Raw genomic sequence first — 11,348 nt, 5'->3', positions numbered from 1 at the left:
CCCTCCCCGGCTCGTCCCCTCTGGAAGGACCCCACCATGAGCGCCCGTAACCGAGCCGCACGCGAGCGGCAGACGTTCATCGCCCGCATCGCCCGGACCATGCACCGCCAGCACGGCCAGGTCCACCCCGCGGAAGTCGCCCGGATCACCGTGTGCGCCGGCATGAAGACCAGCCATCACGAGGTGCGTTGCGTCCTGAACCGCATCCACCTGCACCGCTGACCTGCCCTTCCGTCCTCCGCAGGCTTTCAATTTTGAAAGCCCGTGGGGGTGCGGTGGGGCCGGACAGCCCGACCCACTACCGAGAGGAACCGCCGTGTACGTCTACACCTCGGCCGAGAAGTGGCAGCGCGCGAAGTTGGTCCGTAAGGGCTTCCACCAGGCCCTTGCCGACTGCGTCGACCCGAAGCTGAACACCCGCATCGACGCCATCGACGCGGTGGCCGCCGAGCGCGGACAGCGGGAGCTCAACGCGTTGCACGCGGTACGGGAGAAGGACCGGCAGGCCGTCGCCACCGCCAAGGCCACGCTGCGTACCGCGCCGTGGGCCGAGCGGTCCGCGGCCAGGCGGCAGGTCCGGGACGCCGAGCAGCAGCTCAGGCGGTCCGAGCGGGCCGTGAACAAGGCCGAGCGCGAGTAGCTACACCACGGGGCGGCCGTCATCCACCAAGACAGCCGGCCGCCCCGTGCCACCCGCACCTCACGAGAGAGCAGGAGACGTACATCATGGCCGACAGCATCGTCCGCCCGGTCAACGGGCACGCCATCGAGAAGCTGCACCCCATCAGCCCGGACGCCTTCGACAAGGCGCCCACCGCCCTGGTCGAACCGGTAAAACCGCCGGTCAAGCAGTCCGGGCCTCGCCTTCACGTCCGCACCGGGCGGGCGGTCAGGCGCGTCGCCACCCATGACCACACCCGCACAGCCGGGCATCTCGTCGTCCGCCACGGCGGTTACCTGGCCGGTGGCACACGGATCGTCATCCGCCGCGCGTGGGACGCACGTAGCGCCGCACGATACGAGCGGATGATCCGCGCCGCCGAAGCCGTCGGGAACCTCGACGAGGCCAAGGAGTGGGAGGAGCGCGGCCAGCAGTTCCGCGCTGCCCGGCACCGCCGCAGGATGGAGCTGCTGACGTCGCCGCAGCAGCTGGCCAAGAGCGCCGTGGCCGGTACCGCCGTCGGCGCCGGCCTGCTGCTCGGCACCGGTATCGCCCTGGCCATCGCCAACGAGGACATCAGCTACGTCCTGGCCCCGACGCTGTTCCTCGTCGATGCCATCCGCTGGGCTGTCGTCATCGGCACGGTCGTCTGGGGTGTCGCCTCGATGGTCCTGCCGTGGGCCATCCTCGCCGGCCTGTGGACCGTCGGACGGAACCAGCACACCGCCCCGGACTGGGCGCTGCCCGCCAACGTGCGCAGCGGCGACGGTGCACCGATCACCCCGTCGATCGTGGTTACCGCCATGCGTGACCTGGGCGTTTCCGCACTGAAGCAGGCCATCAAGGAGATGGGCGACGTCGGGGCGCAGATGCTCAGCCCCATCGTCATCGCCGGGTGCGGCGTCGAGGTCGACGTCCACCTGCCGTCCGGGGTCAGCACCGAGGAGATCCAGAACCGGCGCAGGAAGCTCGCCGAGAACCTGAACCGGCACGAGCACGAGGTGTTCATCACGATCCCGCCGTCGCCGCGGACGGTGCGCCTGTGGATCGCGGACAGCGGCGCCCTCGACGAGCCGATCGGCACGTCCCCGCTGGTCACCGACATGGAGATGACCGCCAACTACAAGACCGGGCGGGCCCCGTGGGGTCAGGATCTTCGCGGCGACGCCGCCCTGATCAGCCTCTTCCAGAAGATGCTGCTCATCACCGGCCTGTCGAACCAGGGGAAGACCGCGAGCCTGCGGGCACTGGCCCTGTGGCTGGCGTTCGACCCCACGGTCGAGTTCCGTATCGGCGACCTCAAGGGCATCGGCGACTGGGCAATGTTCAAGGGCCTGGCCACCGTGCTGATCGAGGGGCCGACCGACGAGCACGTCAAGGCCGTCACCGAGATGGCTGAGGAGGCTGTCCGGGAGATGAACCGGCGCCTGATGTCCCCGGACGGGAAGACGGCCCACCCGATCGTCGTCATCGTCGACGAGGCGCAGGTCGCCTACGGGTCCGGGGCCGTCGACGACTTCAAGATTCCCTATGGCGGGTCGAAGGCGACGAGCCGTTACTTCCGTGCCATAAAGGCGATCCACGACCAGGGGCGCGCGGTGAATATCACCACGTGGGAGGGCACGCAGGACCCGACGAACGAGAACCTGCCGAAGCGTTCCCGCGAGGGCAACCACATCCGCTCGTCGCTGGTCCTCGGCACGGAGTCGCAGGCCCGTATGGCGCTGGGCGATTCCGCGATCGATGGCGGCGCGGCACCGCACAAGCTGCGCCAGGGCCTCGACAAGGGCACGGTCGTCGTCGCAGGTGACGGCATCAAGCTGGCCGCCGGCCAGACGTCCGTCACGGTGCGGACGCACTACATCGACGAGGACCAGGCCAAGGAGATCGCCGACCGGGCCAAGCAGCGGCGATCCGCCGTGGCCACCCGCGACGCTGCGCAGCCGGGCGAGAAGGCAGACCACCTCGCCGACATTGTCGCCGTCCTCGGCGACGCCCCGCGGATGCGCACCCAGGAGGTCATCCAGCTCCTCGCCCAGCGCAACCAGGTCGAATACCGGGCGTGGACGTTCCAGAACCTCAAGGCCGTCCTGCAGCCTCTCGGGGCCGAGCCGTACAAGTCCGACGGAGTCATGACCGTCAGCCGCGACCGCGTCCTTGAGGCCATCGAAGAGCGCGCCCGCCAAGCCGAAATGGACGACAGCGAGTAGAGGGAGACGCCAGGGAGGAAGGGAGTTCTCCCTAACCGCCTCCCTAGCCCCTCACACCGCCCTTGATCAGCTAAAACGACGATTCAGGGAGGCAGGGAGCCCGCATCAGGGGCAGCCGGAAGAGGCCCGAAACGGCCCCTCCCGGCCCCCTGTACGGCCTCCCTGCCTCCAACCCGCACCGACCCGCTCAAGGAGTCTTCTGTGACCGCTATCGCCCCGCCAGAGCCTGACTCGCTAGCCGGGCACGTCGCCCGCCTGGTCGCCATTGAGACGGCGGCCGACGTGATCCAGGCATGGCACCCGACGCTCATGCCCGGGATGCTGCAGAGCGCCGCCTACGCCCGAGCAGCCATCGCCGCCTCGGCCCCGGCGCTGCCGCCGCACGACGTCACGGCCATCGCCGAGGCGCGCCTCACCCGCATCGACACCCTCGGCCAATCCGCCGGCCACCGTGCCCGGTTCGTCATCGCCGAGGAAGTCCTCACCAAGCCCGTGGGCGGCCCGGTCGTCCTCGCCGAGCAGCTCGCCCACCTCTTGGACCTTGTCGCCCTCCGGCCATCCCTGGAGGTGCGGGTCCTCCCCGCAAGCGACGACACGCACGCCGGGCTGGCAGGCGAGTTCACGATGTACACCGCGGCTGGCCGCCGGTCTGTGTTCATCGAGACGCTGATGGGCGGAACGATTCTCGATCGCCCGGAACGCACCCTGGTGTACGCGCACGCTTGCGATCATTTGGAGGAGCGGGCCGCGTCCCCTGCGGCGTCGCTGGAACTGATCGACGCCGCGAGGAGCCGACTTGAAGCAGCATGACGACGGCTTGGTCTGGCAGCTGTCCAGTTACACGAACTCCGGCAGCTGTGTCGAGGTGGCCCGCCCGCCGGGCGCCATCCTGGTCCGCGACTCGAAGCGGCGGGACGGGCCGCGGGTACGGCTGCAGCCGGCCGCGTTCGCCGCCCTGGTCGACTGGGCCAAAACGCACCCCGCGTAATCCCGTTCACCGGCGCCTCCTGTACCGGCCTTCACCGGCTGGGCAGGGGGCGCCTTCGTGCGTTCAGGATCAGGTGACGCAGCCCACAGAAAGGGCCTTGCCCCATACCCTGACAGTGACGAGCTGTTCAGAGAGGGGCAAGGCCATGCCAGTTGATGCTACCCCGGACCCATACGCCGACCCGATGGCATTCGGTCAGCGCATGCAGATCCTCCGCACCAAGCGCGGCATCAGCCGCCCCGTTGCCGCCGGCCTGCTCGGCATGTCGCCGTCCTGGGTGAAGCAAGTTGAGACAGGACAGATCGGTATGCCAAAGCTGCCCATCGTGCTGCGCATCGCCGAGCTCCTGCGCGTCCGCGACCTCTCCGACCTCACCGGCGACCAGTCCGCACCAGTGGACCTGTTCATCGGACCGGGCCACTCCCGGCTGCCCGCGGTGCGGGATGCCGTCAATGCCCTGACGCTGGGCGGGGACCGCGAAGCCCCGTCTGCCGAGCACCTGGCGGCCCGGCTCGCGAAGGCGTGGACGGCCCGGCACCAGGCGCCCAACCACCGGGAGGTCATCGGCGAGCTGCTGCCCGGCCTGATCCGGGATGCACAGCTGGCAGTGCGGCAGGCCGACACCGCGTCGGACCGGCGGGCAGCACAGGCGGTGCTGTCCGAGGTGTACAGCCTCAGCCAGTTCTTCGTGGCGTACCAGCCGGACAGTGCCCTGCTGTGGCGGGTCGCCGAGCGGGGCATGGTCGCGGCGCAGGAGTCCGAGGACCCGCACGCGATCGGCGTAGCCGCATGGCTGGCCGCGCAGGCACACCGCGACAGTGGTCCGTCACACTTCGACGCCGCGGACGCCATGACGACGGAAGCCCTCGGCTACCTCGAACGCTTCCTGCCCGAGGCGGACGACCGCACGGTGGCAATCGCCGGAGCCCTGCAGTTCGAGGCCGGGTACACCGCTGCTCGCCGCGGGGAGAACGGCACGGCGTGGGGGTGGTGGGACAAGGCGCAGGCCACCGCCCGCCGCCTGGGCCCTGGCTACTACCACCCGATCACGTCGTTTTCTCAGGCCATCATGGGCGCGCACGCCGTGACGGTGGCGGTCGAGCTGCGAGCCGGCGGGGAGTCTGTACGCCAGGCCGTTGCCGCGGACTCCGTGGCAATCCCTTCCCGGCCTCGGCTGGCCCGGCACCGCATCGAGGAGGCCCGCGCGTACCAGCTGGACGGGCAGCCGGAGACGGCGCTCGCCACGCTGGAGAAGGCGCACAAGGCCGCGCCGGAAACGATCCGCTATAACGGCTACGCGAGGCGCATCGTGTTGGAGGAGACCGAGTCCCGGTTCCCTGCCCGTCGGCAGCGGGCTGCCGTGCTGGCTGATCAGCTCGGACTGCTCGCCGCCTAATTCGAACGATTGAACGAGGGGCAGGAATCCTGCCCCTCGTTCGCTGTGCCCGCTCCTACGGTCTGATCACCGACTTCGACGACCGGGGGGACGAGCGCCCGTGATGACAATCAAGGTGTACGAGGTAGACCGGAACGGCACAACGCGCGTCTTACGGCCAGAGACTGCGGTCGTGCCCGCGACCACGGTGGATGCGGGGTCTGCGTTCCCCGACTGCCAGTGCCCGCGGTGCCGGAAAGCGGGCACGGCCGATACCTCGTACCGCGTGCTGCTAAGCCACACAACCACCTGCCCCGCGTGTCTCGATGGGTCGCCGTGTGTGACCGCGGGCGCGCTCGGCCGGGCCTGGCGTCGGGGGCGAGCGTGATCTGTGCGCGCTGCGACCAGCCGATGACGCCGGAAGAAGCGAAGCCCTACAACATCCCCGGGGCGACCGGGCCCGGCGTCACGATCCACTTCCACAAGGAGCCCTGCAAAGCCCCACCGGCGAACCAGCCCCGGACGTACCTGCAGGACCCTCACTGATCTCCTGTCCGTTCTGGTGCCGACGGCGGCCCAAGACAGACAGGGTCACCTGCGCCCGCGTACCCCCTGGGCGGGATGCAGATGACACGGAGCTCCGGCCGCACCCGAGCGGTCGGGGCTCCGTCACGCCTACTGCAGGGTCGGTGGCCAGCCGGGAACGGGGGGCGTCGTTCCCACCAAGTTGAGGACCCGCCAGCCCTCCCCTTCCTCGTACCGCATCAGCAGCGCCTGCGTTGCGTAGCGCTCCCCGGGCTGTATCGCCCCGCTGGCCGGCTTCGGCAGCAGGTGAAGCAGCTCGACGTCCAGCGCGATCGGCTCCGGGTTCACCTTCAACCCCCACGTCTCGGTGTCGACTGGCAGGTCGGCGCCCTTGATCTGCGTGCGAGCAAAGACCGGCCACAGCTCATGCCGCGGTTCGTCCTGAACCAGCGCCTCGACGACTTCCTCCGGGTCGTAGCCGTCGGCGCGCAGCTGGTCGAGGAGCGGGTAGAGCCAGGTCTGCACCCAGCAGCGCCGCATCAGCGGGTCGGTACATAGCCACGTCTCGCCCATGTCGTGGTCAACCCAGAACGCCTTAGCGAACGCCCACGCGTTCTGCATGATCGGCGCCTGCGCGGCGTACTGCTCGTCATCCTCTGGGGAAGTCATCCCGCGATTCTGCCCGTTCACCGGGTGCGGCTCCTGTTGTAGTTGCGGAGTTCCTCGTTCATTTCCCGGGCCAGCTGCTGCGCCGCACGCTTCTGGTCAGCCGGCTCGGAGAAGTCGAAGGTGCCGCTGACGGTGACGTTCAGGTTCTGGATCGTGGTGCCGCCACCGGTTGCGGCACTGTCGAGGATGGCGTCGAGCTTCGCGGTGTGGTTGGCGTCGAGGACCCGTTCGGGGCGCTTGGTGCCGTTGAACAGGCCAGGCGGCAGGATCCCGCCCTGGTCGTACTTGGTGGCGGGCTGGAACCCGTACCGGTCGGTGAACAGGGAGTCGTTGTAGCCGCGTGCCCGGGAGCCGACGAGGACGCCGGCCCCGCCACCCCGGCTCTCGACGTTGACTCCGCCGATGGTTCCCGCGGTGTGACCGACCCCGGCGTTCGTGATGCCGATCATGTAGGGGCTGTTGAGACCACGGACCCAGCCGCCTGGGGCGTTGGAGCCGGAGAATGCGCCGGTCGCCCAGCGGCGGTGAGGGGACTCGCCGCGGATGACGGACTCGATCGCGGACACGAAGCCGGAACAGTCCCAGCTGGGGTTTCCGTTGCCGCCCCACTGGTACGCCTTGCCCGCCTGTGTGCGCGCCCAGGACAGGCCTCGCTGGACCGCCGGCCCGCCAACGGCCTTCTTGTCCTCCTTGCCGAGGAAACCAAGCATCTTGTCGAGGACCGAGTTCGGTACACCCTTGGCGAGCTGCCCGTACTGGCTGCCACCGTTCGGGATGGCGTTGATCAGCGGGCGGACGATGCTGCTGATCGCGGACTGGGCGGCGGACTTGAGGCCGCCGATGACGAGGTCTTTTGCCCAGCCGATGCCGTTGCTGATGGCGCCGCCGATGCCGGAGAGGGCGCCGACGATCCCGCCCTTCGCGTAGCGCTGCATGCCCTGCGCTTGCCGGTTGTCGGGGTTGCCGCCGGTACTCCCGGAGGAGCGGTCTTTGCCGAGCATGGCGTCGATGGCGCGGTGGCCGCCGAGCTTGGATACCTGGTCGAGTGAGAGGACGCGCTCGTTGGGGGTGAGCATGGCGGGGACGGTGTCGCCGGTTCCCGTACCGGGGACGACGCCGCCCTTCGCGAACTTCAACCCGATCGAAGGCAGCGTGATCTTCGACGAGATCTTGCCTGCGATGGTGTTCCACATCTTGCGGATGCCGTCGTTGTAGACGTTGCCCACGACCCACTTGATGGGGGTCGACAGCTTCGACTTGATGCCGTCCCAGATCCTGCCGACGCCGTCACGCAGCAGTGTGAAGGCGCTGATGACCCCGGCCTTGAAGTCGCCGATCTTCGTCCGGATCGTGGTGAAGATCCCGACGGCCTTGTCGCGGGCGCCACCCCACAGGGTGTTCCAGGCGTTCGTGACGCTGGTCTTCAGTGAACCGACCTGGTCTTTGATCCACTTCCAGGCGTTGCTGAGAGCCGTCCGGAGGCCGCTGTAGAAGTTGTCCCACTTGGTACGGAGGGACGCCCACAGGTCGTTCCAGACCTTGACGACACCGTTCTTCAGGTCAACAAAGATCTTCTTGGTTCGGTCCCACAGATCCGTGAACCACTTGACGATCGCCTTTACCAGATCCGGAATGATCGAGTGCCCGACCAACACATCGAACAGCCACTGGAACTGCTCGACGATCCACTTCACCCCGGTCGTAACCAGGTCAACGAACTGGGTAATCCAGCCGATGACCGTCGTGAGGACTGGCACGAGGACACCCAGGGCGGCAGCGAACCCGCTAACAAGGACGCCGGCCAGGCTGACGAGCAGCGGCATGAGTGGCGTGATCACTTCCATCGCCAGCTTGATCAGCGACAGGATCAGGTCGCTGATCGGCGGCAGCAGAGGCAGCAGCGCCCCGATCAACATCGGGAAGATGGGCAGGAGCTGATTGAGCGCGCCCATGATCGTCCCGATGACTGGGACAAGCGCCGCCAGGATCGGCGTCAGTGCGGCTGCCAGTGCGTCGACCAGCATCACGACAACCTTCATCGTCATGTCGATCACCGGCTGCAGGGAGGTCATGAACACCTGTGCCAGCTGCAGCACCACGTCAATGATGGGGGTCAGCGACTTCATCAACTGCCCCAGGATCGGCGCCAGCGCCACCACAACACCCAGCACCGGGTTGAACGCGAACAGCAGCGCACCCAGGACTGGCAGCAGGGAGTCCGACCCGGACAGCATTTGCGTGATGACGTCCGCGATGGGGGCAAGGGCTGGGATCAGCGCCTGCAGGGCCGTACCAAGCGCTCCGGCCACTACGCCTGCGATGGCGTTGAGGGCCCGGAAGATGGACGTGAGAGCCGCCTGCATCTCCGGCATCGCGGTGATCCGGCGGAGCTCCTTGAAGACCGCGCCGATCGTCCCCAGCGCGTCCCCACCACCGGCGCTCGCGGCCTTCATGACGTTGCCGACGGTCCCGAAGATGTCGCCCAGCAGCTGCCCGAACTGCTTCGCGATGTCGATGGCGTTGTCGATGAGCTTCTCAAGGTGGCCCGACTCGAACGCCTTGGTCAGCTGCTGACTGATGCGGGTCATCGCCCCGCCAGCCGCGGTGGTAAGGCGTGTGAACGCGGGCCCGGCAGCAACCCCCAGCTGCACAAAGGCCTGGGCAAGCTGGCCCGGCACCTTCTCCAGCGGCTTCATCCCGGCGGTGAAGCCGTCGAACATCCGCTTCAGCGTGCCCTGATTACCGAGGCGGGTGAAAGTGTCCATGAGCCCGGTGCCCATGCGGTTCAGGACCCCGCCCATACCGACCAGACCGCCGCGCACGGCAGGAAGAACCGAGGTCGACATGCGGGTCAACGTTCCGCTAAGCCCACGGAACAGGGCGTCCTGTACATCCATGCGGACCGCGGACCAGGCCGGCGCGATGTCCTTCACCGCGTCCACGAAGCTGCGGGCGTTCGGCGACAGCTTGCTCATCGCGTCGCTGAACTTCGTCGCCTCCGTGCTGCCCTGCGCCATCGCTGCGGCCACGGCCCGGTTCGCATCGGCGAGAACTTCCTGGGCGCTGCGCACCTGCCGGGAAGCGGCGACCTGCGCGTCCGCCACGCCCTGCTGGGCGGCAGCTAGCGCCTCCTGCGCTTCGCGGACCTGGTCGGCGCCGGCCTTGGCTACGGCGGCAGCATTCGCCTGTGCCTCGCCCACGCCGCGGGCCTTGTCGCCCACATTGCGCTGTGCGTCAGCCACCCGCTCCTGCGCCTGCTTGACCGCATCCGAGCCCTCGACCCCGGCCTTTGCCGCCGCGGCGTTGTCCTCCTGCAGGCGCTGCGTTTCGAGCTGCTGTTCCTTCAGCCGCTGTACGGCCTTGTCGTAGGTGAGCTGGGCGCGGGCCAGGTCTTCCGCGTTGGCCGCCGCGCCCTGGGCCTTGAGGGCGTTGAGCGCGGTCTCGGCGTCGGCGACGTCCATGACCGCGTCGCGCTGGTCGAGCTCGGCGGACGCCAGCCGGTTCCCGAGGTCTTCCAGCTGGTCGGCTGCCGTCTTCCGTGCCTCGTTCAGGTCTTCCTGCGCCTGGGTGGCGTCCTTCTGTGCGTCGGCCAGATCCCGTTCGGCGTCCGCCACCCGCTGCAGGGCTGCCTTCCGGTCCGCGGCAGCCTTCACCTCGGCGTCACGAACGTCCTCGGCAGCGCCCTTCACACGCTTCTGGGCATCCACGATCTGCCGGGCCGCGTCCGTCTGCGCCTCGCGCAGCGCCCTCGCGGACCGGGCCACGTTGATCTGTGCCGACTCCACGGCACGGGCCGCAGAGACAGCCGCAGGAGCGGATGAAGCGCCGCTCTCGAAAGCCGACTTGAACGCCTCACCGACACCGTGCAGACCGACGGCCAGGGCGCCACCCATGGTGATGAGGGATCCGAGGGCGGGAACCGCTACAGCGGCAGCAGGGCCCATCTGGATCAGGCTTGACCCAAGGGACGCCACCGCAGGCAGGGCGCTCAGTGCAGCCGCGGCCATCGCGGCAAACCGGCTGCTGAGCATGCCGGCCGATGAGGCTGCCGATCCGAGGCTGCCGCCCAGGTTGCCCAGGCCGCCGCCGCTCATGTTGGTGCGGATGTGGACCGTGCGCGGGCGGGTCAGGATGGCGAGGCGAGCGGCTGCGCCGCCGGTGTCGGCGTCGGCCGTGATCCTGGCTGTGCGGGGGCGGGTCAGGATGGCGAGGTCGTCGGCGGCGCTGCGGGTGTCCGCGTCCGCTGTCAGGTGGACAGTCAGAGGGCGAACGAGGGCGTCCAGTCTGGCCCGTGCCGCCACGTCGTCAAGCTCGACGAGCAGCTTCACCGTGCGGTCCGTCGTGAGCGATGTCAGCGTTCCGCTCGTCGTCCCCTGGTTCAGCTGCAGGTCGATATTGATGCGGCGCCGCCGCGTCAGGTTGTCGATCTCGTCGGCAGCAACCCGGGTGTCGACATCGATACCAACGCTCATGCGCCGGTCCTTGATCAGCTTCGCGATCCGCTGATCAGCCTCAGTGACGTCAAGGTCTGCCTTGACCTTGAGGTCGACCTGCTTCTTTTCGAGCTTCGCGATGTCCGCATCCAGCTTGGTGCGGTCCATCCGAGCTTCCACATACGCGCCTGCCAGCCTGAACTCGCCCATCAGGCAGCCACCTTCGAATCGTCGGCGAGGAGCGCCACAAGGGGCTGGCCCACCGCGTCAGCGAGGGCATCAGCTACGGGGATGGGTGGCTGGGCCGCGCCGCGTTCGTAGGCGTACAGGGACCAGCAGGTGCGCCCGACGCGGGCGGCAACGTCGTGAACGCTCAGGCCGGCAGCGCGGCGGGCTGCGCGGAAGCGGTGACCGGAGAACGTTCGCGGCACGGTGGGGATCCCTTGCGTCGGCGGCGATCGGGCAAGGGCGTGTCCGCGGGCCCGAG

The 11,348-nt window shown here is 68.7% G+C and carries 9 protein-coding genes; 6 read left to right on the top strand and 3 right to left on the bottom strand.

What is annotated here, in order from left to right; genetic code table 11:
• The first annotated feature begins 36 nt into the window (after positions 1 to 36).
• From AB0I23_RS21480 to AB0I23_RS21455, 6 genes are all read left to right on the top strand, one after another.
• The gene (locus tag AB0I23_RS21480) at positions 37 to 222 is read left to right on the top strand and encodes a hypothetical protein (RefSeq protein WP_359111363.1); all 186 of its coding nucleotides are present in this window, start codon (positions 37 to 39) and stop codon (positions 220 to 222) included.
• A 94-nt stretch (positions 223 to 316) separates the two neighbouring features.
• Positions 317 to 640: a hypothetical protein gene (locus AB0I23_RS21475; protein WP_359111361.1), complete on the top strand. Its 324-nt coding sequence runs from the start codon at positions 317 to 319 to the stop codon at positions 638 to 640.
• Between the two features lie 86 nt (positions 641 to 726).
• Positions 727 to 2,871 (top strand): ATP-binding protein, encoded by a 2,145-nt coding sequence (locus AB0I23_RS21470; protein WP_359111359.1) that lies wholly within the window; start codon positions 727 to 729, stop codon positions 2,869 to 2,871.
• A gap of 201 nt (positions 2,872 to 3,072) precedes the next feature.
• Entirely contained in the window at positions 3,073 to 3,681 is a 609-nt protein-coding gene (locus tag AB0I23_RS21465; RefSeq protein WP_359111358.1) for a DUF5753 domain-containing protein, read from the top strand.
• The gene (locus AB0I23_RS21460) at positions 3,668 to 3,859 is read left to right on the top strand and encodes a DUF397 domain-containing protein (protein ID WP_359111357.1); all 192 of its coding nucleotides are present in this window, start codon (positions 3,668 to 3,670) and stop codon (positions 3,857 to 3,859) included. The genes AB0I23_RS21465 and AB0I23_RS21460 overlap by 14 nt, the downstream gene beginning before the upstream one ends.
• 145 nt (positions 3,860 to 4,004) lie before the next feature.
• Positions 4,005 to 5,255 (top strand): helix-turn-helix domain-containing protein, encoded by a 1,251-nt coding sequence (locus AB0I23_RS21455; protein ID WP_359111356.1) that lies wholly within the window; start codon positions 4,005 to 4,007, stop codon positions 5,253 to 5,255.
• A gap of 654 nt (positions 5,256 to 5,909) precedes the next feature.
• On the opposite strand, the gene AB0I23_RS21450 is transcribed toward AB0I23_RS21455, so the two are convergent.
• Genes AB0I23_RS21450 through AB0I23_RS21440 form a run of 3 tightly spaced genes read right to left on the bottom strand, consistent with a single transcriptional unit; the run spans position 5,910 to position 11,292 of the window.
• Entirely contained in the window at positions 5,910 to 6,428 is a 519-nt protein-coding gene (locus AB0I23_RS21450) for a hypothetical protein (RefSeq protein ID WP_359111355.1), read from the bottom strand.
• A 17-nt stretch (positions 6,429 to 6,445) separates the two neighbouring features.
• Positions 6,446 to 11,071, bottom strand: coding sequence for a hypothetical protein (locus AB0I23_RS21445; RefSeq protein WP_359111354.1), 4,626 nt, complete (start codon positions 11,069 to 11,071; stop codon positions 6,446 to 6,448).
• Positions 11,071 to 11,292 carry a helix-turn-helix transcriptional regulator gene (locus AB0I23_RS21440; protein ID WP_359111352.1) on the bottom strand — a complete coding sequence of 74 codons (222 nt, stop codon included), beginning with the start codon at positions 11,290 to 11,292 and terminating at the stop codon, positions 11,071 to 11,073. The genes AB0I23_RS21445 and AB0I23_RS21440 overlap by 1 nt, the downstream gene beginning before the upstream one ends.
• Positions 11,293 to 11,348 lie beyond the last annotated feature (56 nt).

The organism is Streptomyces atratus (assembly GCF_040655115.1).
Lineage (GTDB): Bacteria > Actinomycetota > Actinomycetes > Streptomycetales > Streptomycetaceae > Streptomyces > Streptomyces atratus_D.
The sequence above is the reverse complement of the archived record's forward strand: the minus strand, read 5'-3'. Positions and strand labels throughout refer to the sequence as shown.

Coding starts and splice junctions, on each gene's coding strand:
- AB0I23_RS21450 (WP_359111355.1), bottom strand. CDS start 6,428: ATGACTTCCCCAGAGGATGACGAGCAGTACGCCGCGCAGGCGCCGATC.
- AB0I23_RS21480 (WP_359111363.1), top strand. CDS start 37: ATGAGCGCCCGTAACCGAGCCGCACGCGAGCGGCAGACGTTCATCGCC.
- AB0I23_RS21445 (WP_359111354.1), bottom strand. CDS start 11,071: ATGGGCGAGTTCAGGCTGGCAGGCGCGTATGTGGAAGCTCGGATGGAC.
- AB0I23_RS21455 (WP_359111356.1), top strand. CDS start 4,005: ATGCCAGTTGATGCTACCCCGGACCCATACGCCGACCCGATGGCATTC.
- AB0I23_RS21470 (WP_359111359.1), top strand. CDS start 727: ATGGCCGACAGCATCGTCCGCCCGGTCAACGGGCACGCCATCGAGAAG.